Origin of the sequence: Pseudomonas sp. P867 (genome assembly GCF_019891455.1) — a bacterium.
GTDB lineage: Bacteria > Pseudomonadota > Gammaproteobacteria > Pseudomonadales > Pseudomonadaceae > Aquipseudomonas > Aquipseudomonas synxantha_A.
Genome location: NZ_JAFLXB010000001.1, coordinates 510,210 through 536,414, shown reverse-complemented (window position 1 = coordinate 536,414; position 26,205 = coordinate 510,210). Strand labels below are relative to the sequence as shown.

Below are 26,205 nucleotides of genomic sequence, written 5' to 3'. Positions count from 1 at the left end.
AATCCCCAATGTCCGACCGCCTGACCCTGCTGCGTCCCGACGACTGGCATATTCATCTTCGCGATGGTGCTGCGTTACCCCAAACCGTGGCCGATGTGGCGCGCACGTTTGGCCGTGCCATCATCATGCCTAACCTGGTACCTCCGGTGCGCAATGCCGCAGAAGCCGACGCCTATCGGCAGCGTATTCTCGCTGCACGACCGGCCGGCAGCCGCTTTGAACCGTTGATGGTGCTCTACCTGACCGACCGCACCCAGCCTGAAGAGATTCGCCAGGCTAAGGCTAGCGGCTTCGTCCACGCTGCCAAGCTCTATCCGGCCGGCGCGACCACCAACTCTGATTCCGGCGTGACCAGTATCGACAAGATCCTGCCGGCGATCGAAGCCATGGCCGAAGTTGGTATGCCGTTGCTGATCCATGGGGAAGTGACCCGTGGCGATGTGGACGTGTTCGATCGCGAGAAAATCTTTATCGACGAACACATGCGTCGTGTGGTCGAGTTGTTCCCGACTTTAAAGGTAGTGTTCGAGCACATCACCACCGCCGATGCCGTGCAGTTCGTCACCGAAGCTTCGGCTAACGTTGGCGCGACCATCACCGCTCACCACCTGCTCTACAACCGCAACCACATGTTGGTGGGCGGAATTCGGCCGCACTTCTATTGCCTGCCGATCCTCAAGCGCAACACTCACCAGGTGGCACTGCTGGATGCCGCCACCAGCGGCAGCCCGAAGTTCTTCCTGGGCACCGACTCGGCGCCCCACGCCCAGCACGCCAAGGAAGCCGCATGCGGTTGTGCCGGATGCTACACGGCGTTTGCCGCCATCGAGCTGTATGCCGAAGCATTCGAACAGCGCAATGCCCTGGACAAACTCGAAGGTTTTGCCAGCCTCAATGGTCCGCGTTTCTACGGCCTGCCGACGAATACCGACCGCATTACCCTGGTCCGTGAAGATTGGACCGCCCCCGCCAGCCTGCCGTTTGGCGAGCTGACCGTTATCCCGCTGCGCGCCGGTGAAACACTGCGCTGGCGCCTGCTGGAGGAAAGCAAGTGAGTGAAGACCATTACGATGACGAACAAGAGCACAGTGGCGGCGGCTCGCGCCACCCGATGGCCGAGCGTTTTCGCGGTTATCTGCCGGTTGTCATCGACGTAGAAACCGGTGGCTTCAACTGCGCCACCGACGCCCTGCTGGAAATTGCCGCAACCACCATCGGCATGGACGAACAGGGTTTCGTGTTCCCGGAACACACCCACTTCTTCCGTGTCGAGCCGTTCGAAGGCGCCAATATCGAAGCCGCGGCCCTGGAGTTCACCGGGATCAAGCTCGACCACCCGCTGCGCATGGCCGTCAGTGAAGAAGCAGCACTGACCGATATCTTCCGTGGCGTGCGCAAGGCGCTGAAGGCCAATGGCTGCAAACGCGCGATCCTGGTCGGCCATAACAGCAGCTTCGACCTGGGCTTCCTGAATGCCGCCGTGGCGCGCCTGGACATGAAGCGCAACCCGTTTCACCCGTTCTCAAGCTTCGACACTGCCACCCTTGCAGGCCTGGCGTATGGCCAGACCGTACTGGCCAAAGCCTGCCAGGCAGCGGGTATCGACTTTGATGGTCGTGAAGCCCACTCGGCGCGCTACGACACCGAAAAGACCGCCGACCTGTTCTGTGGCATCGTCAACCGCTGGAAACAGATGGGTGGCTGGGAAGACTTCAACGACTGAGCCTGCACCGCCCCTCCCATAAAAAAACCGGCCTTTTCAGGCCGGTTTTTTTGTACCTTGACGCAGGCTTACAGCTTGCCGGCGTTCTCGGTCAGGTAAGCGGCAACGCCTTCTGGCGAAGCGTTCATGCCTTTGTCGCCTTTTTTCCAGTTGGCAGGGCAGACTTCACCGTGCTCTTCGTGGAATTGCAGGGCGTCAACCAGGCGGATCAGCTCTTCCATGTTACGGCCCAGCGGCAGGTCGTTGATGATCTGCGAACGCACGACGCCCTTGTCGTCGATCAGGAACGCGCCACGGAAAGCGACGCCGCCTTCAGACTCAACGTCGTAGGCCTTGGCGATGTCGTGCTTCATGTCGGCAGCCATGGTGTATTTGACTTTGCCGATGCCGCCGTCGTTGATGGCGGTGTTGCGCCAGGCGTTGTGGGTGAAATGGGAGTCGATGGACACGGCAACCACTTCTACGTTGCGCGCCTTGAAATCGTCCATGCGGTGGTCCAGGGCGATCAGCTCCGAAGGGCAGACGAAAGTGAAGTCCAGCGGGTAGAAGAATACCAGGCCGTATTTGCCTTTGATGGCTTCAGACAGTTTGAAGCTGTCTACGATTTCGCCATTGCCGAGGACGGCTGGAACGTCAAAATCCGGGGCTTGTTTACCGACGAGTACGCTCATTGGATATCTCCTGATATAGGGGGTGACGATTGAAGTAAAAGGACCGGTCGAGTCTGCCTGTGGAAGCAGACAGAAATATGACGCAATTACGCTTCGTGAAGACCGACCATCATACACCGAAAAAACCGTTCGTCAGCGCACGGGCAATTCCTCTCGGATTGCTGCTGAAACTATTTTGACAATCATTCTCGTTAACATTAAGATCCATCGCACTTAAGCCATAAACCCGCGACGGTTCTCACTTATGTATGTCTGCCTCTGCACTGGCGTCACCGACGGACAAATCCGCGAAGCGATCTACGAAGGTTGCTGCAGCTACAAAGAAGTGCGTGAAACCACGGGCGTTGCCAGCCAGTGCGGCAAATGCGCCTGCCTCGCCAAGCAAGTGGTACGGGAAACCCTGACGCAGCTGCAAACAGCCCAGGCCGCGATCCCCTACTCGACAGAATTTACACACGCCTGATAGGCATGTTTTAAAGAGCCGGACCTTGTGTCCGGTTTTTTTATGCCTGTAATTCAATTAGTTAGCGCCAAGACGCGGAACACAAACATTCTTATTCCGATTAATTTTCATTTATTATTCAATAACTTAGGTTTGACACTGGGATTTTCACCGCTCAGACTCCCCCTTATACACAGCTATTACAGGGCAGGACCCCAGTCATGAAAGGCGACATCTCAGTCATCCAGCAACTCAACAAAATCCTTGCCAATGAACTGGTCGCGATCAATCAGTACTTCCTGCATGCGCGCATGTACGACGATTGGGGCCTGGAAAAGCTCGGCAAGCGTGAATACAAAGAATCGATCAAGGCCATGAAGGACGCCGACGCGCTGATCAAGCGCATCCTGTTCCTGGAAGGTCTGCCGAACGTGCAGGACCTGGGCAAGCTGAACATCGGCGAGCACACTCAGGAAATGATCGGCAGTGACCTGGGCTATGAGCGCAAAAGCCACAGCGACATCAAGGCAGCGATTGCCCACTGTGAGACCAAAGGCGATTTCGGCAGCCGTGAGCTGCTGGAAGACATCCTGGAAGACCAGGAAGAGCATATCGACTGGCTGGAAACCCAGTTGGGCCTGATAGACAAGGTCAGCCTGGAGAACTACCTGCAATCGCAGATGGGTGAATAACCCCTACATACAAAAAAGCCCCGCTCTCGTCAGAGAAGCGGGGCTTTTTAATGCAGGTCAATCAAGCTTCAGTCTTGGCTGCCGCTTTTTCCGCTGCGTCTTTGATCAGCGCTTGCAGCGAACCATCGGCTGCCATTTCAGTGATGATATCGCTGCCGCCAACCAGCTCACCGGCTACCCACAGTTGCGGGAAAGTCGGCCAGTTAGCGTATTTAGGCAGGTTGGCGCGAATTTCCGGATTCTGCAGGATATCCACGTAGGCGAACTTCTCGCCACACGCCATGATGGCCTGGGAGGCTTTTGCGGAAAAACCGCACTGAGGAGCGTTAGGCGCGCCCTTCATGTAGAGCAGAATGGTGTTGTTGGCAATCTGGTCTTTGATCGTTTCGATGATATCCATGGAACACCTCGGCTGGAACTTTGCGACTCACAGGTCGGCACGGTGGCGCATTGTAACGCAAAATCCCAGCGCAGTGCTCGGGCACCTCACGCAGCCGCCACTTGCACCGGCACCCCATTGAGCGCCGCATTACCCGATAACTCATCCAGTTGCCGCTCGTCGGTCAAGTCATTCGCACTCGCACCCGGCTGGCCGCTTGCGATGCTCATCTGCACGCCCGGACGATCATGACCCCAACCGTGAGGCAGGCTGACCACACCCGGCATCATGTCCGTGCTGGCCACGACTTCCACTTCGATCATGCCGATGCGCGAACTCACTCGCACTCGCTGGCCATCGCTCAACTGCCGACTGGCCAGATCGTCGGGGTGCATCAACAGTTGATGGCGCGGCTTGCCCTTCACCAGCCGGTGATAGTTATGCATCCACGAATTATTGCTGCGCACATGACGGCGACCAATCAGCAGCAGTTCGTCCACCGCAGGCACCGGTTGCGCGGCAAAACGCGACAGGTCCGCCAGGATCACCGGCGGTGCCGCCTGCACCTTGCCATCGGCGGTTTTCAGCCGCGCGCCCAGGTTTGGCTGGAGCGGGCCCAGGTCTACGCCGTGGGGGTGATCGGCCAGCATCGCCACCGACAGCTTATGTACAGACGCATCACCATAAGTGCCGGCGCGCAGCCCGAAATCGATCATTTGCGCGGGCGGCATTGTGGGTTTGAGTGACACGCCGGTCTGCGCCGCAAAGGCTTTGGCCAAGCCGACGAAAATTTCCCAATCGTGCAGCGCGCCTGCGGGTTTGGGCAGGATCGCGCGGTTGAAGCGCGTGACGTTGCGCACCGCGAACATGTTGAAGGTGGTGTCGTAGTGGTCATTTTCCAATGCCGATGTGGACGGCAGGATCAGGTCGGCATAACGCGTGGTTTCGTTGATGTAGAGATCGACACTGACCATGAACTCCAACCCATCCAGCGCCTGCTCCAGTTGACGGCCATTGGGCGTCGACAGGACCGGGTTGCCGGCCACCGTCACCAGGGCACGGATTTGCCCTTCACCTTCGGTGAGCATTTCTTCGGCCAAGGCTGACACCGGCAGTTCCCCGCCGTACTCGGGACGCCCGGACACGCGGCTCTGCCAGCGATTGAAATGCCCACCGCCAGTCGACGCCACCAGGTCCACCGCTGGTGTGGTGCACAACGCACCTCCCACCCGATCCAGGTTGCCGGTCACCAGGTTGATCAACTGCACCAGCCAATGACACAACGTGCCGAACGCCTGGGTCGAGACGCCCATGCGTCCGTAGCACACCGCTTTATCGGCGGCCGCAAAATCTCGCGCCAATTGACGGATCTGCTCGGCAGGCACTGCACATTGGCGGCTCATGGCCTCGGCGCTAAAGTTGGCGATCTCCCGGCGTACGTCGTCCAGGCCTTCAACCGGCAAATGGCTGGCGCGGGTCAGCCCTTCAGCAAACAGGGTGTTGAGCACCCCGAACAACAACGCCGCATCACCGCCGGGGCGTACGAACAAATGCTGATCGGCAATCGCCGCCGTCTCGCTGCGTCGAGGGTCGACCACCACCACTTTACCGCCCCGTGCCTGGATGGCTTTGAGGCGTTTCTCCACATCGGGCACGGTCATGATGCTGCCATTGGACGCCAGCGGGTTGCCACCCAGAATCAGCATGAAGTCGGTGTGGTCGATGTCCGGGATCGGCAGCAGCAAGCCATGGCCGTACATCAGGTGACTGGTCAGATGGTGGGGCAACTGGTCGACGGAGGTTGCAGAGAACCGGTTGCGCGTCTTCAAAAGGCCAAGAAAATAATTGCTGTGCGTCATCAGCCCATAGTTGTGCACGCTGGGGTTGCCTTGGTAAACCGCCACCGCGTTCTGGCCATGCCGGGCCTGGATACCCGCAAGGCGTTCGGCTACAAGCGCAAAGGCACTTTCCCATGAGATCGGCTGCCATTCGTTACCAACCCGCAGCATGGGCTGGTGGAGGCGGTCCGGGTCATTCTGGATATCCTGCAGCGCTACCGCCTTGGGGCAGATGTGTCCGCGGCTGAAGCTGTCCAGGGGGTCGCCCTTGATCGAGGTGATCGCCAGGCGACCGTCTTCGGCTTGAGTCGTTTCCAGGGTCAGGCCGCAGATGGCTTCGCACAGGTGGCAGGCACGGTGATGGAGAGTCTTGGTCATGGCCAGTCTCTTTATAAGGGCTTTGGCCAACTATGGCCCGCGACCGCCCAGGGCGCCAGCAACCTTCGCGCTGTGAATCGACGGGCATAGGCAAAGGCATGGCTAACCATGAGCAAATGTTTCAGAAGCCTCCCGCGCACCGACTAAAACCGACACAACCTGGCCTGGGCCCGCCCCCGCGCATTGCAAAAGGTCTCGGCGCCAGTGTACAAATGGCCCGCTGCTGTCAGGAAATCGTCTTCAAACGCGCGTCAGCGCCCTGCTTGAACACTCTTAAAAACCGTAGCCCTATTGGTAAGACGCGACATTTAATGTCAATATCGCGCCTTCCCCTATTTCGTCGCCCCGTGCGGCTTTCGCCGCAGGTCTCGCCCGTTGTCACAATAAACAAGGCTTTGAGTATCTGCGGTCTGTTGCAAAAAGGTAGTTAATGATGAGCGCAAGGCACTTTCTCTCCCTGATGGATTGCACGCCCGAAGAGCTGGTCAGCGTGATCCGTCGAGGCATTGAGCTTAAAGACCTGCGTAACCGCGGCGTACTGTTTGAGCCCTTGAAAAACCGTGTACTGGGGATGATCTTCGAGAAGTCTTCGACTCGTACACGCCTGTCTTTCGAAGCCGGCATGATCCAGCTGGGTGGCCAGGCGATCTTCCTGTCCCCGCGTGATACCCAACTGGGCCGTGGCGAGCCGATCAGCGATTGCGCCATTGTCATGTCGCGGATGCTCGATGCCGTAATGATCCGTACCTTCGCCCACAGCACCCTGACCGAATTTGCCGCCAACTCGCGCGTGCCGGTGATCAACGGGCTGTCCGACGACCTGCACCCCTGCCAGTTGCTGGCCGACATGCAAACCTTCCTCGAACACCGCGGTTCGATCCAGGGCAAGACCGTGGCCTGGATCGGTGACGGCAACAACATGTGCAACAGCTATATAGAAGCGGCGATCCAGTTCGACTTCCACCTGCGTATCGCTTGCCCTGAAGGCTACGAGCCGAGCGCCGAGTTCATGGCCAAGGCCGATGGCCGCGTGCAGTTGCTGCGTGATCCGAAGGATGCGGTGGTCGGCGCACACCTGGTCAGCACCGACGTCTGGACCTCTATGGGCCAGGAAGACGAAACGGCCAAGCGCCTGGCCCAGTTCGCACCTTTCCAGGTGACACGTGCCCTGCTCGATACCGCAGCGCCGGACGTACTGTTCATGCACTGCCTGCCTGCTCACCGAGGTGAGGAAATCAGCCTCGACCTGCTCGATGACCCACGCTCTGTCGCCTGGGACCAGGCCGAAAACCGCCTCCATGCGCAAAAAGCCTTGCTCGAGTTTCTCGTCCCACCGTCGTACCACCACGCATGAGCCAGCCATTACTGCTGAACCTGCGCAATCTGGCATGCGGCTATCAAGATCAACGGGTGGTGCAGAACCTCAACCTGCACCTCAACGCTGGCGACATCGGTTGCCTGCTTGGCTCGTCCGGTTGCGGCAAGACCACCACCTTGCGCGCCATTGCCGGCTTTGAACCGGTACACGAAGGCGAAATCAGCTTGGCGGGCGAAGTCATCTCCAGTGCAGGTTTTACCCTGGCACCGGAGAAACGGCGTATTGGCATGGTGTTCCAGGACTACGCACTGTTCCCGCATTTGAGCGTGGCAGACAACATCGTCTTTGGTATTCGCAAACATCCGCAAAAGGATCGTGTGGTCGCCGAGCTGCTGGAACTGGTCAACCTCAAGAATCTGGGCAAGCGCTTCCCTCATGAGCTTTCCGGTGGCCAGCAACAACGCGTCGCGCTCGCCCGCGCCCTGGCGCCAGAGCCGCAACTGTTGCTATTGGATGAACCCTTTTCCAACCTCGATGGCGAATTGCGCCGCAAGCTCAGCCATGAAGTGCGCGACATCCTCAAGGCACGCGGCACCAGTGCGATCCTGGTGACCCACGACCAGGAAGAAGCCTTCGCGGTCAGCGACCATGTCGGCGTGTTCAAGGAAGGTCGTCTGGAGCAATGGGACACGCCCTACAACCTTTACCACGAACCGCAGACGCCCTATGTCGCCAGCTTTATCGGGCAGGGTTACTTCATTCGAGGTCGCTTGAACTCACCGGAGTCAGTGAGCACCGAACTGGGAGACCTGCGCGGCAATCGCGCCTATACCTGGCCCACAGGTGGCGCGGTGGATGTATTGCTACGCCCGGACGACATCGTCTACGCGCCGGACAGCGCATTGAAAGCCCGGATCGTCGGCAAGACGTTCCAGGGCGCCTCGACCTTGTACCGGTTGCAACTGCCAACGGGCGCTCAGCTGGAATCGATTTTCCCCAGCCATGTTGATCAACAGGTGGGGACGGACGTGGGGATTCGAGTGGCGGCCGAGCATCTGGTGCTGTTCCAGGCGTAAGCGGTTATACATGTGGGAGTGGGCAAGCCCCCTCCCCCATTAGATCTCCACACGGCTGATCATCAGGCCCGACCGATGGCCGCGAATTTGGCTTGGGTATGTTCAGCCAGCACCGCGGCGGGCAATTCCACCTCCAGCCCTCGCCTCCCGGCACTGACAAAAATCGTTGCAAAGGGTTGCGCAGTTTCGTCGATAAACGTGCGCAAGCGCTTCTTTTGCCCCAGCGGGCTGATACCGCCCAACAGATAGCCAGTAGACCGCTGCGCTGCCGCCGGGTCTGCCATTTCGACCTTTTTTACGCCAGCCGCATGGGCAAGCGCCTTCAAGTCCAGACTTCCGACGACCGGCACCACCGCCACCAACAATTCGCCCTTCTCGCTGCTCGCCAATAACGTCTTGAACACCTGCGCCGGGTCGAGGCCCAATTTCTCCGCAGCTTCCAGACCATACGACGCCGCCTTGGGGTCATGTTCATAACTGTGAATGCGATGTTCGGCGCGAACTTTTTTCAACAAATCCAGTGCGGGCGTCATGGCGTCTCCGGCAGGGAAAACAGGTGCCCAATTCTAGGCCAAGCGCCGGCAAAACGCTCTAGTCCAAGCACTGCTGGGTCACAAGCTCGGTATAAAGGGCGTGATCATTCACCAGACCAATAGTTCGAAAGTGACCAATGGTTCACTTTCGACCTTTGACAGCGGTCATTCTTGTCTATATTTTTTCGTTTCCGAATACTGTAGGAATAGTCCATCAGTGCTCCAGCAGTAAGCCGCGGCTAAGGATGGGGATCCTCGTCACGGTGAAAATCGCGCAACCGCCCGTTGAGGCAGTGCGCCAGACAAGAACAACAACTGAGGTTTTCCATGACAACTGCTCTTCAACAGCCTTCACTTTCGAGCCAATGCATGGCCGAGTTCCTGGGCACTGCGCTGCTGATCTTCTTCGGTACCGGTTGCGTCGCTGCGCTCAAGGTCGCGGGTGCGAGCTTTGGGTTATGGGAAATCAGCATCATCTGGGGGATCGGTGTCAGCATGGCGATCTACCTGAGTGCCGGTATATCCGGGGCTCACCTCAACCCGGCGGTAAGTATCGCCCTGTGCCTTTTTGCCGACTTCGAAAAACGCAAACTGCCCTTCTATATTCTCGCCCAGGTCGCCGGCGCATTCTGCTCCGCCGCACTGGTGTACACGCTCTACAGCAATCTTTTTTTCGATTACGAACAAACCCACCAGATGGTCCGTGGCTCCCAGGCCAGCCTGGAACTGGCGTCGGTGTTCTCCACCTACCCCCATGCATTGCTGAGCACGGCCCAGGCATTCCTGGTGGAAATGGTCATCACCGCAATATTGATGGGCGTGATCATGGCCCTCACCGACGACAACAACGGCCTGCCTCGCGGCCCGCTGGCCCCGCTGCTGATCGGTTTATTGATCGCCGTGATTGGTAGCGCCATGGGCCCGCTGACCGGCTTTGCGATGAACCCGGCACGGGACTTCGGGCCCAAGCTGATGACCTTTTTCGCCGGTTGGGGTGAAATGGCCTTTACTGGCGGTCGCGATATTCCTTACTTCCTGGTACCGATATTCGCCCCGATTGTCGGTGCTTGCCTCGGTGCTGCCGCCTATCGCGGGCTGATCGCTCGCCACCTGCCGAGCGCAGCACCTGCTATAGCTGAAACACCTGACACGGCTGTCGACGGCAAGACTCGTATTTCCTGAAAGCGCCAGCCTGGTCCCCTGCCCTTCACGGCCCAGGCTGATTTCTGACTTCCTTATTTCGTTCAAGGCAATTGACATGACCGACCTTCAGAATAAGAACTACATCATTGCCCTCGATCAGGGCACCACCAGTTCGCGGGCGATCATCTTCGATCGCGACGCCAACGTGGTGTGCACCGCGCAACGTGAATTCGTCCAACACTACCCGCAGGCCGGCTGGGTTGAGCATGACCCGATGGAAATCTTCGCCACCCAAAGCGCGGTGATGGTAGAGGCGCTGGCCCAGGCCGGTTTGCACCATGATCAGGTTGCCGCCATCGGTATCACCAACCAGCGTGAAACCACCGTGGTCTGGGATAAAATCACCGGTCGCCCGATCTACAACGCCATCGTCTGGCAGTGCCGACGCAGCACCGAAATTTGCCAGCAACTCAAGCGAGACGGCCATGAGCAGTACATCAGCGACACTACCGGTCTGGTTACCGACCCGTACTTCTCCGGCACCAAGCTCAAGTGGATCCTCGACAACGTCGAAGGCAGCCGCGAACGTGCGCGCAATGGCGAGCTGTTGTTCGGCACCGTCGACAGCTGGCTGATCTGGAAATTTACCGGCGGCAAGACCCACGTCACCGACTACACCAACGCGTCGCGCACCATGCTCTTTAACATCCACACACTGGAGTGGGATGCGAAGATGCTGGAGATTCTCGACATCCCGCGGGAAATGCTCCCCGAAGTGAAGTCGTCCTCCGAAATCTACGGCCGCACCAAAAGTGGCATCGCCATTGGCGGTATTGCCGGTGACCAACAGGCCGCGCTGTTCGGCCAGATGTGCGTCGAAGCCGGCCAGGCCAAGAACACCTATGGCACCGGTTGCTTCCTGCTGATGAACACCGGCGACAAGGCGGTGAAATCCAAGCACGGCATGCTCACCACCATCGCCTGCGGCCCCCGCGGTGAAGTGGCTTACGCTCTGGAAGGCGCGGTATTCAATGGTGGCTCCACTGTGCAATGGCTGCGTGACGAACTGAAAATCATCAACGACGCCCACGACACCGAATACTTCGCCGGCAAGGTCAAGGACAGCAACGGCGTGTATCTGGTACCCGCCTTTACCGGCCTGGGCGCACCGTACTGGGACCCGTATGCCCGTGGCGCGCTGTTCGGCCTGACACGAGGCGTACGCGTGGACCACATCATTCGTGCGGCGCTGGAGTCGATTGCCTACCAGACCCGCGACGTACTCGACGCCATGCAGCAGGACTCGGGCGAACGTCTCAAGGCCCTGCGCGTGGACGGTGGTGCGGTCGCCAACAACTTCCTGATGCAATTTCAGGCCGACATCCTCGGCACTCAGGTCGAACGCCCACAAATGCGCGAGACTACTGCCCTCGGCGCCGCCTACCTGGCTGGCCTGGCGTGTGGCTTCTGGGGCAGCCTGGAGGAGTTGCGTGGCAAGGCGGTGATCGAGCGCGAGTTCGAACCACAGCTGGATGAAGCGGCCAAAGAGAAACTCTACGCCGGCTGGCAAAAAGCGGTGAGCCGCACCCGTGACTGGGAACCGCACGAAGGCGCTGAATAAGGTTGTAACTGGCAGGGAGCGGATTCCTGCGTCATCATGGGCCACTTTTGTATGGCAGCCCAAAGGACGCCCCATGAATCTGCCTCCCCGCCAACAACAAATCCTCGAACTGGTCCGCGAACGCGGCTACGTCAGTATCGAGGAAATGGCGCAGCTATTCGTTGTCACCCCGCAAACCATCCGCCGCGATATCAACCAACTGGCGGACGCCAATCTGCTGCGCCGCTACCACGGCGGCGCGGCCTATGACTCCAGTGTCGAGAACACCGCGTACGCCATGCGGGCCGATCAGATGCGTGACGAGAAGCAACGCATCGGCGAAGCGATCGCCGCTCAGATTCCCGATCATGCCTCGCTGTTCATCAACATCGGCACCACCACCGAATCCATCGCTCGTGCGCTGCTCAATCACAGCCACCTGAAAATCATCACCAATAACCTCAACGTCGCCACCATGCTCAGTGCCAAGGACGACTTCGATGTGTTGCTGACCGGCGGCAACGTGCGCCGCGACGGCGGCGTGGTGGGCCAGGCCAGTGTCGATTTCATCAATCAGTTCAAGGTCGACTTTGCCCTGGTCGGTATCAGCGGGATCGACGAGGACGGCAGCCTGCTGGACTTCGATTATCAGGAGGTGCGGGTTTCCCAGGCCATCATCGCCAATGCGCGGCAGGTGATCCTGGCGGCGGACTCCAGCAAATTCGGGCGCAATGCCATGATTCGCCTGGGGCCGATCAGCCTGGTGGATTGCCTAGTGACTGATCAACAGCCAGTGCCCGCATTGGTGCAAGTGTTGAATGAGCATAAGGTGCGGCTCGAGGTCGTGTAGCGCCTGCACTGCCGCCATCGGGAGCAATCCCCCTCCCACATTTTGAGCTGTGAACACATACCAAAGTGGGAGGGGGCTTGCTCCCGATGGCGATCTATCCAGCACTCAACCTCTTGAGTCTTCCCCCGACTCATGTTCACAAATTTTCCTTTTCCTGCCCTTCGATGAGTTTTTTCAATCGAAGTCAGCTGGCTGTGCCCGCATTTATAAGCTACCATTTTCGCAAATGAACATTAATGTTCGAATTCCAAGACGAAAAGATCGCGAGGCTAGCCGATGAACCCTTCCACCTTGCCTGCTCCACCGCTTGCCGAAGTCTATGACGTTGCCGTAATTGGCGGCGGGATCAACGGCGTCGGCATTGCAGCAGACGCAGCCGGGCGCGGTTTGTCGGTATTCCTTTGCGAAAAGGATGACTTGGCCAGCCACACGTCTTCGGCCAGCAGCAAGCTGATCCACGGTGGCCTGCGTTATCTGGAACATTACGAATTTCGCCTGGTGCGTGAAGCCCTCGCCGAGCGTGAAGTACTGCTGGCCAAGGCTCCGCACATCGTCAAGCAAATGCGCTTCGTACTGCCACACCGCCCGCACCTGCGCCCGGCGTGGATGATTCGTGCCGGTCTGTTCCTTTATGACCACTTGGGCAAGCGCGAAAAGCTGGCAGGTTCCAAAAGCCTCAAGTTCGGCGCCGACAGCCCGCTCAAAAGCGAAATCACCAAGGGCTTTGAATACTCCGACTGCTGGGTCGACGACGCCCGCCTGGTGGTACTCAACGCCATGGCTGCCCGCGAAAAAGGCGCGCACATCCACACGCAGACCCGTTGCGTCAGCGCCAAGCGCAGCAACGGCATGTGGGAAATGAACATGGAACGTGCCGACGGCAGCCTGTTCTCGATCCGCGCACGCGCGCTGGTGAATGCCGCCGGCCCGTGGGTAGCCAAATTCATCAGGGACGACCTGAAGCTGGATTCGCCTTACGGCATCCGCTTGATCCAGGGCAGCCACCTGATCGTGCCAAGACTGTACGAGGGCGCCCACGCGCATATCCTGCAGAACGAAGACCAACGCATCGTCTTCACCATTCCGTACCTGAACCACCTGACCATCATCGGCACCACCGACCGCGAATACACGGGCGACCCGGCTAAAGTAGCGATTACCGAAGGTGAAACCGACTACATGCTCAAAGTGGTCAACGCGCACTTCAAGAAGCAGCTGAGCCGCGAGGATATCGTCCACACGTATTCCGGCGTGCGCCCACTGTGCAATGACGAGTCGGACAACCCATCGGCCATTACGCGTGACTACACCCTGTCGCTGTCCGGCGGCTCCGGCGAAGCGCCGATCCTGTCGGTATTCGGCGGCAAGCTGACCACCTATCGCAAGCTGGCCGAATCGGCCATGGCCCAACTGGCGCCGTACTTTACCCAGATGCGCCCAAGCTGGACCGCCACCGCCAGCCTGCCCGGCGGCGAAAACATGAGCACGCCTGAAGCGCTGGCCGAAGCCATCCGCAACAAGTTCGACTGGGTGCCGAGCGAGATCGCCCGTCGCTGGTCCACCACTTATGGCAGCCGCACCTGGCGCCTATTGGAAGGCGTGCAATCGCTGGCCGACCTCGGTGACCACCTGGGTGGCGGCCTGTATACCCGCGAAGTCGACTACCTGTGCGCCGAAGAGTGGGTGACCCAACCGCAGGACGTGCTGTGGCGCCGTACCAAGCTTGGCCTGTTCACCACACCTCAGGAGCAGGAAAACCTGCAGCGTTACCTGTCCAAGGTCGAGCAGAGCCGCAGCAAGATCGAAGCGGCCTGACCGCCCAATTGTAGGAGCGAGCTTGCTCGCGAAAAACCTGAGAGCGCCGCGTTTATTCAGCATAAACGCGGCGTTTTTGCGTTTTTCGCGAGCAAGCTCGCCCCTACGGACTATTCGGTTTTCCGAACACACCCCTCCACCCTATTCGGTTTGCCGGACCTCCGCCTGAAAATATCGCCGAAACAAAAAGTTAATCTCCATATAAATCATGTAGTTACCCTTTTATTTTCGGTATGGCACGACTCATGCTCTACACTCTCTGACGATTACCTGAGGCGCCTTAGGAGCCGTCACGGGCATTCGCTATACAAGAGAGCCGTTCACCTGGCTTCATAAAAAAAACAAATGTCGAGGAAGTATTGATGCGTATCGTTCCCCATATCCTGGGCGCAGCTATCGCTGCTGCTCTGATCAGCACTCCAGTTTTCGCCGCAGAACTCACCGGCACGCTGAAGAAAATCAACGACTCCGGCACCATCACTCTCGCTCACCGCGACAGCTCTATTCCGTTTTCCTACATTGCGGATGGTTCGGGCAAACCCGTGGGCTACTCCCACGACATTCAGTTGGCCGTCGTTGAACAACTGAAAAAAGACCTGAACAAACCCGACCTGAAAGCCAAATACAACCTGGTGACCTCGCAAACCCGTATCCCGTTGATCCAGAACGGCACCGCGGATCTGGAGTGCGGCTCCACCACCAACAACGCCGAACGCGCCCAGCAAGTCGACTTCACCGTCAACATCTTCGAAATCGGCACCCGCCTGCTGGTCAAGAAAGACAAGGAAGGCAAGCCGTCCTACGCTGACTTTGCCGACCTCAAAGGCAAGAACGTCGTGACCACCGCCGGCACCACGTCCGAGCGCATCATCAAGGCGATGAACGCCGACAAGCAGATGGGCATGAACGTTATCTCTGCCAAAGACCACGGCGAATCCTTCCAGATGCTCGAAAGCGGCCGTGCCGTTGCGTTCATGATGGACGACGCGCTGCTGGCCGGCGAAGAAGCCAAGGCCAAGAAGCCGGATGACTGGGTTATCACCGGCACTCCGCAGTCCTTCGAAGCCTATGCTTGCATGGTTCGCAAAGGCGACCCGGACTTCAAGAAAGCCGTGGATGACGCCATTGTCGCCCTGTACAAGTCCGGCGAGATCAACAAGATCTACGCCAAATGGTTCGAAAGCCCAATCCCACCGAAGGGCCTGAACCTGAACTTCCCGATGAGCGACAAGGTCAAGGAGCTGATCGCCAACCCAAGCGACAAACCAGCGCCAGAAGTAAAAATCTGATACCTGACTAAGCTTATCTCCTGAGGGAGCCAACCCTCCCTCAGGCGTCTGTAATTACCTGCTAGCTTCAACTTGGAACACTCGACCTGGCGGTTTTCGAGCCGATCGCGTGTGCCTGGCATTCATTGTCGGGCGGAAAAGGATCTTCCCAAGCGGGTGCTTGTACATCGATCGATCTCGAGGGGAGACCCTAATGAATTACAACTGGGACTGGGGCGTGTTCTTCAAGTCCACCGGCGTGGGCAGCGAGACTTATCTCGACTGGTACCTCTCCGGGCTGGGCTGGACCATCGCCATCGCCATCGTGGCATGGATTATCGCCTTGCTGCTGGGCTCCATTCTGGGGGTCATGCGCACGGTGCCAAACCGCCTCGTGTCGGGCATTGCGACCTGCTACGTAGAACTGTTTCGTAACGTGCCGCTGCTGGTTCAGCTGTTCATCTGGTACTTCCTGGTACCGGACATGCTGCCGCAAAACCTGCAGGACTGGTACAAACAAGACCTGAACCCGACCACCTCGGCCTACCTGAGCGTTGTGGTGTGCCTGGGCCTGTTCACCGCCGCCCGTGTGTGTGAGCAAGTACGTACAGGCATCCAGGCGCTGCCACGTGGCCAGGAATCCGCCGCGCGCGCCATGGGCTTCAAGCTGCCGCAGATCTACTGGAACGTGCTGCTGCCCCAGGCGTATCGCATCATCATTCCACCGCTTACCTCCGAATTCCTCAACGTGTTCAAGAACTCCTCCGTGGCGTCCTTGATCGGCTTGATGGAACTGCTGGCGCAAACCAAACAGACCGCCGAGTTTTCGGCCAACCTGTTTGAAGCCTTCACCCTGGCCACGCTGATCTACTTCACCCTGAACATGAGCCTGATGCTGCTGATGCGCGTAGTGGAGAAGAAAGTCGCAGTGCCCGGCCTGATCTCCGTGGGGGGTAAATAATGGACTTCGATTTCAGCGGCATCATCCCCGCCATCCCGGGCCTGTGGAACGGCATGGTCATGACCTTGAAGCTGATGGTCATGGGCGTGGTCGGCGGCATCATCATCGGGACCATCCTGGCCCTGATGCGCTTGTCGTCCAATAAACTGCTGTCGCGTGTGGCCGGCGCCTATGTGAACTACTTCCGCTCGATCCCGCTGCTGCTGGTGATCACCTGGTTCTACCTGGCGGTGCCGTTCGTACTGCGCTGGATCACCGGCGAAGACACGCCGATCGGTGCGTTCACTTCCTGCGTCGTGGCATTCATGATGTTCGAGGCTGCGTACTTCTGCGAAATCGTGCGGGCCGGCGTGCAGTCGATCCCCAAGGGCCAGATGGCAGCGGCACAAGCGATGGGCATGACCTACGGCCAGACCATGCGCCTGATCATCCTGCCCCAGGCGTTCCGCAAGATGACGCCGTTGCTGCTGCAACAGTCGATCATCCTGTTCCAGGACACCTCCCTGGTCTACACCGTGGGCCTGGTGGACTTCCTCAACTCCGCCCGCTCCAACGGCGACATCATCGGCCGCTCCAATGAGTTCCTGATCTTTGCCGGTGTCGTCTACTTCATCATCAGCTTTTCCGCCTCGCTGCTGGTCAAGCGTCTGCAAAAAAGGTTTGCCGTATGATCTCTATCAAGAACATCAACAAGTGGTATGGCGACTTCCAGGTGCTGACCGATTGCAGCACCGAGGTTAAAAAAGGCGAAGTGATCGTGGTGTGCGGGCCCTCCGGCTCGGGCAAGTCCACCCTGATCAAGTGCGTCAACGCGCTGGAACCGTTCCAGAAGGGCGACATTGTGGTCGATGGCACCTCCATCGCCGACCCGAAGACCAACCTGCCAAAACTGCGTTCACGCGTTGGCATGGTGTTCCAGCACTTCGAGCTGTTCCCGCACCTGACTATCACTGAAAACCTGACCATCGCGCAGATCAAGGTGCTGGGCCGCAGCAAGGAAGAAGCCACCAAGAAGGGCCTGCAACTGCTCGACCGCGTGGGCTTGTCGGCACACGCCCACAAGCACCCTGGCCAGCTCTCCGGCGGCCAGCAGCAACGTGTGGCGATTGCCCGCGCCCTGGCCATGGACCCGATCGTCATGCTGTTCGACGAGCCGACCTCGGCGCTGGACCCGGAAATGGTCAACGAAGTGCTCGACGTGATGGTGCAACTGGCCCATGAAGGCATGACCATGATGTGCGTGACCCACGAAATGGGCTTCGCCCGCAAAGTGGCCGACCGCGTGATTTTCATGGATGCCGGCAAGATCATCGAAGACTGCCCGAAAGAAGAGTTCTTCGGCGACATCAGCGCACGCTCCGAACGCGCACAGCACTTCCTTGAGAAAATCCTGCAGCACTAAGTACTAAACAGCTCCCACTGTAGGAATATGGCCAATGTGGGAGGGGGCTTGCCCCCGATAGCGGTGGATCAGTGACAGATGTATCGACTGACACACTGCTATCGGGGGCAAGCCCCCTCCCACACTGGATCGCACAGGCTGGCAGCTCTGGTTGACCCAAGGCATCTGTGATGAAATGCGACCCCAATCAATATCGCGCCGCGCCGCCATCACTTGCCGTGAAGCCTCGTCTGATACGCCAACTGTTCCTTCCGCCGTTGATCATCGCCCTGATGATCGGCCTGGGTTATATCGGCTTTTGGGTCAGCGAGTACTATGGCATCCGCACCCTCAGCGACAACGGCGAACGCCAGTTGGAGTTGCACGCCCGCACCGTCGAAAGTGAACTGAGCAAATACACCTACCTGCCCAGCCTGCTGGAGCTGGAGTCCAGCGTGTCGCAATTGCTGGCCGAGCCGAACCAGGAAACCCGCAAAACGGTCAACGACTACCTTGAGGGCCTGAATCGTCGCAGTCGCAGCCGCGCCATCTACGTGATGGACACCACCGGCCGCGTGCTGGCCACCAGTAACTGGCGCGATGCCGACAGTTACCAGGGTGAGGACCTGTCTTTTCGCGCCTATTTCCAGAATGCCGTACGCGGCCAGCCCGGCCGTTTCTACGGTATCGGCAGCACCAACGGCGAACCCGGCTATTACCTGGCCCATGGCCTGGAAGAGCACGGCAAGATCATCGGCGTCGCCGTGGTCAAGGTGCGCCTCGAAGCCCTCGAAGAACGCTGGCAGCGCGCCCGTCTCGAGGCGTTCGTGAGCGACGAGAACGGCATCATCATTCTGTCCAGTGACCCGGCGCGCCGCCTCAAGGCTGTACGCCCGCTGAGCGATGACACCAAGGATCGCCTGGCCCACAGCCTGCAATATTACTGGGCGACGCTCAATGAACTGCAACCCCTGGCCCGCGAGCGCCTGAACGAAGGCACCGAGAAACTGACCTTCCCGGCCAATTCGGAAGTGGTCAACGACCAGCACGCCGTCAGCTACCTGGCGCAAACCCGACCGCTCAACGACACGCCGTGGAATTTCACCCTGCTCACCCCGCTCAATGATCTGCGCCGTGCCGCGATCAATCAGGGCATCCTGGTGGCAGTTGCCTTCGGCCTTGTCGCCTTCCTGCTGATTGCCTGGAACGAGCGACGCAAGGTCATCGCCACCCGCCTCGCCGCTCGGGAAGCCCTGCAGGAAGCCAACAGCCAACTGGAGCGGCGGATCGCCGAACGCACCGCCGACCTGCGCGCCAGTAACGAACGGCTCAAGGGCCAGATCCGCGAACGGCGCCAGGCCGAAGAGACCCTGCGCCGCGCCCAGGACGAACTGGTGCAGGCCGGCAAACTCGCCGCCATCGGCCAGATGTCCACCAGCATCGCCCACGAGTTGAACCAGCCGCTGGCCGCGCTGCGCACCCTGTCCGGCAATACCGTGCGCTTCCTTGAGCGCGGCGCCCTGGACACCGCCAGCACCAACCTCAAGACCATCAACGAACTGATCGACCGCATGGGCCGTATCACCGCCAGCCTGCGCTCGTTCGCCCGGCGCGGCGATGACCAGGGCGAAGCCAGCCTGGGCAAGGCCGTGGACGCTGCGTTCCAGGTGCTGGGCGCACGCCTGGACGGTTTGCCACTGACCTTGCACCGCGACTTCGCACCCGCCCAGTTGCAGATCGACCAGACACGCCTGGAACAGATTCTGGTCAACCTGATCGGTAATGCTCTGGACGCGATGCAGACGCAACCGGCGCCGCAATTGTGGTTGGAGGGCCAGAGTACCGAGGGCAAATACCGCCTGCTGGTACGCGACAATGGTCACGGCATCGCCCCTGAGGCACGCAAGCATTTGTTCGAACCCTTCTTCACCACCAAGCCCGGCGAACAAGGCCTGGGCCTGGGCCTGACCCTGTCCGCGAGCCTCGCAGCCGCGACCGGTGGCAGCCTGGCCGTGGAACACCCGGCCGGTGGTGGTACTGCCTTTGTCCTTAACCTGCCGCTGGCGGGCGCTAAAAAAGTTGAGTCGACATGAATACTGATCCCCAAGAACTGACCGTGCTGATCGTCGAAGATGATCCCCACGTGCTGCTCGGTTGCCAACAGGCCCTGGCGCTGGAAGACATCCACAGCGTCGGCGTGGGCAGCGCCGAAGAAGCGCTCAAACGTATCGGCGAAAACTTTGCCGGCATCGTCATCAGCGATATTCGCCTGCCGGGCATCGATGGTCTGGAGCTGCTGACCCGCCTCAAGGCGTTGGATAAAAGCCTGCCGGTGGTCCTGATTACCGGGCATGGCGATATTTCCATGGCCGTCGGCGCCATGCGCAACGGCGCCTACGATTTCATGGAAAAACCCTTCTCTCCCGAGCGCCTGGTCGATGTTGCCCGTCGCGCCCTGGAGCAGCGTGGGCTGGCGCGAGAGGTCTGGTCACTGCGCCGCCAGTTGGCCGAGCGTGATTCGCTGGAAGGCCGCATCATTGGCCGCTCGCCGGCGATGCAGAACCTGCGCGAGCTGATCGCCAACGTCGCCGACACGTCGGCCAACGTGCTGATCGAAGGTGAGACTGGCACTGGCAAGGAGCTGGTTGCCCGTTGCCTGCATGATTTCAGCCGACGCCACTCCCATCAGTTCGTCGCCTTGAACTGCGGGGGCCTGCCGGAAAACCTGTTCGAAAGCGAAATTTTCGGCCACGAGGCCAATGCCTTCACCGGCGCCGGCAAACGCCGCATCGGCAAGATCGAACACGCCCACCAAGGCACGCTGTTCCTCGATGAAGTGGAAAGTATGCCGATCAACCTGCAGATCAAACTGCTGCGGGTGCTGCAGGAACGCACCCTGGAGCGCCTGGGTTCGAACCAGAGCGTGGCAGTGGATTGCCGGGTAATCGCTGCCACCAAGTCCGACCTCGACGAACTGAGCCGCGCCAACCAGTTCCGCAGCGACCTGTACTACCGCCTCAACGTGGTCACCCTGGAACTGCCGCCTTTGCGCGAGCGGCGCGAAGACATCCTGCAACTGTTCGAACACTTCCTGCAGCAATCGTCGCTGCGCTTCGACCGGGCGGTGCCGGAGCTGGACAACCAGACCTTGTCGAGCCTGATGAGCCACGACTGGCCGGGCAACGTGCGTGAACTGCGCAACGTCGCCGAACGTTTTGCCCTGGGGCTGCCCGCCTTCAAGAAAAGCGGCGCCAGCAGCGGCAACCATGGCCTGGCCTTTACCGAAGCGGTAGAAGCCTTTGAGCGCAACCTGCTGGTGGACGCCCTGCAGCGTAGCGGCGGCAACCTGACCCAGGCCAGCCAGGAATTGGGCATGGCCAAGACCACGCTGTTCGACAAGGTCAAGAAATACGGGTTGAGCCACTGATGGATCTGTTCTTGAAGGCCGCACTTGGCGCGGCGGTGGTGCTGATCCTGGCGGCACTGGCCAAGACCAAAAACTATTACATCGCAGGCTTGGTGCCACTGTTTCCGACCTTCGCGCTGATCGCCCACTACATCGTCGGCAAAGGGCGTTCGGTGGAGGATTTGAAGACCACCATCGTGTTCGGGATGTGGTCGATCATTCCGTACTTCGTGTACCTGGCGACCTTGTATGTGATGGTCGATCGGATGCGGCTGGAGGCATCACTGGCAGTGGCTGCCGTGGCCTGGTTGATGGCCGCGACGATCCTGGTCAGCATCTGGGTTCGCCTCCACTCCTGACTCAACTCGGTCAAAAATGTGGGAGAAAGCCCCCTCCCACATTTTTTGCCCGCCGTGTGTCAGCGGACGATTTTGTCGACTTGAATCCCGAGTTTTTTCAGGCGATACCAGAAACTGCGCTCGGAAATCCCGATCCGCTGCGCCGCCGCGGCCTGCACCCCGTTGCTCTCCTGCAACGCCGCCAGAATGTAGGCTTTCTCCACCTCGGCCAGCGCCGCATCCAGATCCTGCGGCACGCCCGGGCCGTCGCTGAGGATCGCCGTCACATCGCCCTCGCTCGGTTTTGAAGCAAACAGATAACCCGGCAAATCAATATCCTCGATCACCGGCGACGCTGCCACGATGGTTGCGCGCTCCACGCAGTTTTGCAGCTCGCGGATATTGCCCGGCCAGTGATACGCCGCCATCGCCTGCAATGCCTCGGGGCTGAAGCCGGTAATGCGCTTACCGGCGGTGGCGCTCAAGGTCTGGGCGAAATGCCGGGCCAGGGGCGCGATATCTTCCACGCGCTCACGCAGGGCCGGCAATGGAATCGGGAAGACATTGAGGCGGTAGTAAAGGTCTTCGCGAAACTCTTTGTTCGCCACTGCGTCCAGCAGGTTCTTGTTGGTGGCGGCAATGACCCGCACATCCACCTTGCGCTCGCGTGGGTCGCCCACCGGCTCGATGACCCGCTCTTGCAAGGCGCGCAAAATCTTGGCCTGCAACGCCAGGGGCATATCCCCCACTTCATCGAGGAACAACGTGCCCTTGTCGGCCTGCATGAAGCGCCCTACCCGGTCGGCCACAGCGCCGGTGAAGGCGCCTTTGCGATGGCCGAACATCTCGCTTTCCAGCAAACCTTCGGGAATCGCCGCGCAATTGACGGCTACAAAAGGTTTGTCGGCGCGGCTGCCATGCTTGTGGATGGCGCGGGCGACCATTTCCTTGCCGGTGCCGCTTTCGCCGGTCAGCAGGATGGTTGCGCTGCTGTCACGCACCGAATCTACGGCTTGCAGCACCTTGCGAAACGCCGGGCTGTCGCCCACCAGGCTGTCGAACTGCGCATGTTCATCCAGCTCGGCGCGCATCCGCGCGTTATCGCGCATGATGTCGCGAAATTGCAGGGCCTTGGCCACGGTGATGTCCAGCTCGTCGATATCGAACGGCTTGGCGATGTAGTCATAGGCACCGTTGCGCATCGACTGCACGGCATTTTTTACCGTGCTGTAGGCGGTCATCACAATCACCGGCACCTGTGGATAGCGCACCTTGATCTCGGCCAGCAATGCCGGCCCGTCCATGCCCGGCATACGCCAGTCGCTGATCACCAGGTCGATGTCCTCCTCGCCCAGCACCTTGAGCGCATGCAGGCCGTTGCCCGCGCTGAACACCTGGATACCGTTCTGGCTCAGGGCCTGGGTCAGCAAATCACAGAGCTTGGGCTCGTCGTCCACCACCAATACGTTATGCGTCATGCCCGTCCTCATCCTCGCCGTCATCTTCACCGTTAGCCGGAATGTACAGGCTGAAGGTGGCGCCGGCATCTTTCTCACTGGCGCATTCGATGCTGCCGTCGTGACTTTCCATGATCGAATAGACTTTGGCCAGGCCCAGTCCGGTGCCCGATGCCTTGGTGGTGACAAACGGCGTGAAGATACGCTCGACCATATCCGCCGGGATACCCTGGCCCGTATCAGCGATGCTGATCACCGTGTTGTCGCCCACGTTGCGGATGCCCAGGATCAGGCGCCCGCCTTCGGGCATCGCGTCGATGGCGTTGAGTATCAGATTGAGGCAAGCCTGCTTGAGCTGCTTGGCATCGGCATAGATCGTGGCGTCGGGCGCCTGATCGTCAATCTGTGCATCAATATTGTGAGTGCTCAGCTCCGGGCCGCAGAAACCGAGGATTTCTTCCACCAGGGCACGTGCCGGCTGCAGCACGCGTATCGGTGGATTGGGTTTGGCGAAATCGAGAAACTCGGTAATCAGCTCGTTGATGCGGCTGACCTCGCTGATGACATACTCCAGGTGACGCTTATCGGTTTCCGCGAGGTCGGCCCGCCGGTGCAACAATTGGGTGGCGGTCTTGATGATGCCCAGCGGGTTGCGGATTTCATGGGCCAGGCCCATGGCGACTTCACCCAGGGCATGCAGCCGATCACGCCGACGCAGTTGGGCTTCCAGGTGGTGCAGTTCGCCGAGGCGCTCGGTCATGTGGTTGAAGGTGCTGCTCAACTGCGCCAGTTCATCACCGCCACTGACCACCACGCGATGCGCGTAACTACCGGAAATCACCGCGTTCACACCTTGGGACAAGTCGCGCAGCGGTTTGGTCAGGCGCTGCGACACCAGCACCCCGGCCGCCAGTGACAGCGCCGAGCTGAGCAGGAAGATCAGAACGAACAGGTTGCTCTGGTTCACCAGCCCTACCAGGCTGGTGTGACGCAACAGGCCGCTGAATATAACGCCTTGCAGTTCGCCGGCATCATTGAAGATCGGCCAGTACAAACCGCTGTACTGGTTAGTGAATTGCTCGCTGGGCTGCTTGGTGCTGCGCAGCGCGGCCTCGACGTTCTTCGGGATGCGCGAAGGGTGATTCTCGAAACGCTGGGTGGAAAATATCTCGGAAAAACCCGCCGGGTTGGCCAGGTACAAACGCAGGTCCAGGGAGTGCACATCGGCCACGCTGGTGAGGAAACTGCTGTCCAGGTAGGTCGCCACCAACAACAGGTAATCAACGCCATCGCGGCTGGTCTCGAAGGTTGACACCACCAGCCCCGTGCTCACCCCCGCGACTTGCACGGTCTGCAGCACGGCATTGCTGGTCAGGTTGATCTGCCTGACGATGTCATCGGCGGCTGTGCTGAACACCACTTTGTGGTCGCTGGTGCGAATCAGCGCGACCACGTCGATATCGGTGGCATCGGCAATGTCGGCGGTCAGCCGGTCATGCTTGGCCGCCTGTTTGGACGACGGTGGGCTGGTATAGCGCAAGAACAGCTTGGCCATGCGCGCGTTGTCATGAAGGATGTCACCGATCTCATCCTTGACGATCTTGGTCGATTCTTGCAGCCAGATACGCACGTTGCTGTCGAAAATCTGCGACAGCGTGGTGGCGGCCAGCTCAGCGGCAATCATGGTCGGAATAACGCTGACCAGCCAGAACGCCAGCACCAGCTTGCGCTGGACGCTCCAACGCGAAATGGCAAAGGGGCGGGCTTTCTGGCGGGTCTTGGTGATCATCAGGTTTCGCTTATCGCAGCAGCCATGGCAGGGTCGGAACGATCCGGTCGAATAAACAGTTTTACAAGCTTGAGCAGGCCGTTGACCAGCCGGTTGCGGTGGCGGAAGAACAGGCTGTTGCCCTCGAACTCGCACCCCAGCCGCAGTTTACTGGCATACCCGGCCTGGCCGCACTCGTACACCGGGATATTGTGCTCAATACAATAGTCGACATTGGTCAGCCAACTGCGAAAGTACAGGTTGTACTCACGGCTGAATTCGATGTCGTGGCCAAAGAACTTATCCACCAGCCGCTGCTCATCCAGCAGGATCAGGTTGAACGCCACCAGGCGTTCGTCCACCCAGTAAAGAACACAGACCGCCCGTTCGTGAAGGTGTTCAAGCACGCCGGTGAAGTAAGCGGCAGGCAGGCGCTCGAACTGTAGATCTGCGCGCGCAAGCGTGGCCTCGTACAGGCGCATGATCTGGGGCAGCACATCATCGACGTTGTGCCGCCACTCGATGCGCGGCCCGGGTGCCCGTAGCTTGCGACGCAGGTCCTTGCGCGTGGATTTGCCCAGCGAGCCCAGGTACGCATCCACCGACCCATAGGGCAACGGCAACACCCCGGTCGGCAAGCTCGGCATGGTCTGAAAGCCGGCCGCACGACAACTGTCGGCCCAATGCGGGTCGTTGGTCGGCGCGTCCTTGACCGCCACCAGCCCAATACCGAAATGGTCGGCATCCCGACGCGCAGCCGCCAGTAACTGGCGCAACAACAACGCGCGGCGGGCCTCGGGCACATGGCTGGCGACCCCCGCATCACAACGCTCAGCCACCGGCGAACCAATGGCGTACAGCGCCAATTGCAAAGCCTGCGGCCACAGGCGAGCCAGGCGTTCGGTCACGCGCTTGCCCGCCCCCGACACCGTGGTGTCTAGGCGATAATGGGTAATGAACGCAGCAGCCACAGCCACTAACGTTTCATCTTCGTAGACCGCCAGGTAACGCCACTGAAAATCATCGATAGCGGCGTTTTCTACAGCCAGGTAATAGTCCCAATCCTCCAGGGCACCGGGAAAACAATCATTCCAGGCATCGCGCTGGATCGCCCGGATGGTCGGGAAGGCTTGGGTGGTTATCACAGATTGCCCTTATTTCTATGGCG

The 26,205-nt window shown here is 59.6% G+C and carries 24 protein-coding genes; 17 read left to right on the top strand and 7 right to left on the bottom strand.

What is annotated here, in order from left to right; translation table 11 throughout:
* Positions 1 to 8: 8 nt before the first annotated feature.
* Together pyrC and rnt are read left to right on the top strand one after the other, a co-directional pair.
* Positions 9 to 1,055, top strand: a complete 1,047-nt coding sequence (gene pyrC, locus J1G33_RS02385) for a dihydroorotase (RefSeq protein ID WP_223017644.1) — start codon at positions 9 to 11, stop codon at positions 1,053 to 1,055.
* A complete protein-coding gene (gene rnt, locus J1G33_RS02380) occupies positions 1,052 to 1,723 on the top strand; it encodes a ribonuclease T (protein ID WP_005785271.1) in 672 nt (223 codons plus the stop codon). The genes pyrC and rnt overlap by 4 nt, the downstream gene beginning before the upstream one ends.
* Positions 1,724 to 1,791: 68 nt before the next feature.
* Here the strand turns inward: rnt and J1G33_RS02375 are convergent, their stop codons facing one another.
* Positions 1,792 to 2,394, bottom strand: coding sequence for a peroxiredoxin (locus J1G33_RS02375; RefSeq protein WP_003172097.1), 603 nt, complete (start codon positions 2,392 to 2,394; stop codon positions 1,792 to 1,794).
* 244 nt (positions 2,395 to 2,638) lie between these two features.
* Between J1G33_RS02375 and J1G33_RS02370 the strand changes: the two genes are divergently transcribed.
* Positions 2,639 to 2,857, top strand: coding sequence for a bacterioferritin-associated ferredoxin (locus J1G33_RS02370; RefSeq protein WP_005785268.1), 219 nt, complete (start codon positions 2,639 to 2,641; stop codon positions 2,855 to 2,857).
* 200 nt (positions 2,858 to 3,057) lie between these two features.
* Complete coding sequence (bfr, locus tag J1G33_RS02365; protein ID WP_223017643.1) at positions 3,058 to 3,528, top strand: bacterioferritin; 471 nt, start codon at positions 3,058 to 3,060, stop codon at positions 3,526 to 3,528.
* A gap of 61 nt (positions 3,529 to 3,589) precedes the next feature.
* On the opposite strand, the gene grxD is transcribed toward bfr, so the two are convergent.
* Complete coding sequence (gene grxD, locus J1G33_RS02360; RefSeq protein ID WP_005785264.1) at positions 3,590 to 3,928, bottom strand: Grx4 family monothiol glutaredoxin; 339 nt, start codon at positions 3,926 to 3,928, stop codon at positions 3,590 to 3,592.
* Positions 3,929 to 4,014: 86 nt separating this feature from the next.
* Positions 4,015 to 6,123, bottom strand: coding sequence for a molybdopterin oxidoreductase family protein (locus J1G33_RS02355; RefSeq protein WP_032877531.1), 2,109 nt, complete (start codon positions 6,121 to 6,123; stop codon positions 4,015 to 4,017).
* Between the two features lie 433 nt (positions 6,124 to 6,556).
* Here J1G33_RS02355 and argF point away from each other — a divergent pair, with 433 nt between their 5' ends.
* Both argF and J1G33_RS02345 read left to right on the top strand, forming a co-directional pair.
* Positions 6,557 to 7,477, top strand: coding sequence for an ornithine carbamoyltransferase (argF, locus tag J1G33_RS02350; protein ID WP_057701405.1), 921 nt, complete (start codon positions 6,557 to 6,559; stop codon positions 7,475 to 7,477).
* A complete protein-coding gene (locus J1G33_RS02345) occupies positions 7,474 to 8,517 on the top strand; it encodes an ABC transporter ATP-binding protein (RefSeq protein WP_078820412.1) in 1,044 nt (347 codons plus the stop codon). Before argF ends, J1G33_RS02345 begins: the two co-directional genes overlap by 4 nt.
* A 62-nt stretch (positions 8,518 to 8,579) precedes the next feature.
* On the opposite strand, the gene ybaK is transcribed toward J1G33_RS02345, so the two are convergent.
* Positions 8,580 to 9,050 carry a Cys-tRNA(Pro) deacylase gene (ybaK, locus tag J1G33_RS02340; protein ID WP_005785257.1) on the bottom strand — a complete coding sequence of 157 codons (471 nt, stop codon included), beginning with the start codon at positions 9,048 to 9,050 and terminating at the stop codon, positions 8,580 to 8,582.
* A 327-nt stretch (positions 9,051 to 9,377) separates the two neighbouring features.
* Here ybaK and J1G33_RS02335 point away from each other — a divergent pair, with 327 nt between their 5' ends.
* The 11 genes from J1G33_RS02335 to J1G33_RS02285 all read left to right on the top strand — a co-directional run bounded on the left by J1G33_RS02335 (position 9,378) and on the right by J1G33_RS02285 (position 21,833).
* A complete protein-coding gene (locus tag J1G33_RS02335) occupies positions 9,378 to 10,232 on the top strand; it encodes an MIP/aquaporin family protein (protein ID WP_032877537.1) in 855 nt (284 codons plus the stop codon).
* A 76-nt stretch (positions 10,233 to 10,308) separates the two neighbouring features.
* The gene (glpK, locus tag J1G33_RS02330) at positions 10,309 to 11,814 is read left to right on the top strand and encodes a glycerol kinase GlpK (protein ID WP_005785253.1); all 1,506 of its coding nucleotides are present in this window, start codon (positions 10,309 to 10,311) and stop codon (positions 11,812 to 11,814) included.
* Between the two features lie 73 nt (positions 11,815 to 11,887).
* Entirely contained in the window at positions 11,888 to 12,643 is a 756-nt protein-coding gene (locus J1G33_RS02325; RefSeq protein ID WP_003188962.1) for a DeoR/GlpR family transcriptional regulator, read from the top strand.
* A gap of 276 nt (positions 12,644 to 12,919) precedes the next feature.
* Positions 12,920 to 14,458, top strand: coding sequence for a glycerol-3-phosphate dehydrogenase (gene glpD / locus J1G33_RS02320; RefSeq protein ID WP_078820410.1), 1,539 nt, complete (start codon positions 12,920 to 12,922; stop codon positions 14,456 to 14,458).
* Positions 14,459 to 14,820: 362 nt separating this feature from the next.
* Entirely contained in the window at positions 14,821 to 15,747 is a 927-nt protein-coding gene (locus tag J1G33_RS02315; RefSeq protein ID WP_005785249.1) for a glutamate/aspartate ABC transporter substrate-binding protein, read from the top strand.
* Between the two features lie 193 nt (positions 15,748 to 15,940).
* A complete protein-coding gene (locus J1G33_RS02310) occupies positions 15,941 to 16,687 on the top strand; it encodes an amino acid ABC transporter permease (RefSeq protein WP_003188956.1) in 747 nt (248 codons plus the stop codon).
* Positions 16,687 to 17,358, top strand: coding sequence for an ABC transporter permease subunit (locus J1G33_RS02305; RefSeq protein ID WP_003188954.1), 672 nt, complete (start codon positions 16,687 to 16,689; stop codon positions 17,356 to 17,358). The genes J1G33_RS02310 and J1G33_RS02305 overlap by 1 nt, the downstream gene beginning before the upstream one ends.
* Positions 17,355 to 18,089: an amino acid ABC transporter ATP-binding protein gene (locus J1G33_RS02300; protein WP_003188952.1), complete on the top strand. Its 735-nt coding sequence runs from the start codon at positions 17,355 to 17,357 to the stop codon at positions 18,087 to 18,089. Before J1G33_RS02305 ends, J1G33_RS02300 begins: the two co-directional genes overlap by 4 nt.
* A gap of 170 nt (positions 18,090 to 18,259) precedes the next feature.
* Positions 18,260 to 20,161 (top strand): sensor histidine kinase, encoded by a 1,902-nt coding sequence (locus J1G33_RS02295; protein ID WP_032877539.1) that lies wholly within the window; start codon positions 18,260 to 18,262, stop codon positions 20,159 to 20,161.
* Positions 20,158 to 21,495 (top strand): sigma-54 dependent transcriptional regulator, encoded by a 1,338-nt coding sequence (locus tag J1G33_RS02290; RefSeq protein ID WP_032877540.1) that lies wholly within the window; start codon positions 20,158 to 20,160, stop codon positions 21,493 to 21,495. Before J1G33_RS02295 ends, J1G33_RS02290 begins: the two co-directional genes overlap by 4 nt.
* Entirely contained in the window at positions 21,495 to 21,833 is a 339-nt protein-coding gene (locus J1G33_RS02285; RefSeq protein ID WP_005785241.1) for a GlpM family protein, read from the top strand. Before J1G33_RS02290 ends, J1G33_RS02285 begins: the two co-directional genes overlap by 1 nt.
* Before the next feature lie 59 nt (positions 21,834 to 21,892).
* Here the strand turns inward: J1G33_RS02285 and J1G33_RS02280 are convergent, their stop codons facing one another.
* From J1G33_RS02280 to J1G33_RS02270, 3 genes are read right to left on the bottom strand one after another with little or no spacing between them, the layout of a single operon-like run.
* Positions 21,893 to 23,290: a sigma-54 dependent transcriptional regulator gene (locus J1G33_RS02280; RefSeq protein ID WP_005785239.1), complete on the bottom strand. Its 1,398-nt coding sequence runs from the start codon at positions 23,288 to 23,290 to the stop codon at positions 21,893 to 21,895.
* Complete coding sequence (locus J1G33_RS02275; RefSeq protein ID WP_223017642.1) at positions 23,280 to 25,058, bottom strand: HAMP domain-containing sensor histidine kinase; 1,779 nt, start codon at positions 25,056 to 25,058, stop codon at positions 23,280 to 23,282. Before J1G33_RS02275 ends, J1G33_RS02280 begins: the two co-directional genes overlap by 11 nt.
* Complete coding sequence (locus J1G33_RS02270; RefSeq protein WP_032877545.1) at positions 25,058 to 26,182, bottom strand: GNAT family N-acetyltransferase; 1,125 nt, start codon at positions 26,180 to 26,182, stop codon at positions 25,058 to 25,060. The genes J1G33_RS02275 and J1G33_RS02270 overlap by 1 nt, the downstream gene beginning before the upstream one ends.
* Positions 26,183 to 26,205: the final 23 nt, after the last annotated feature.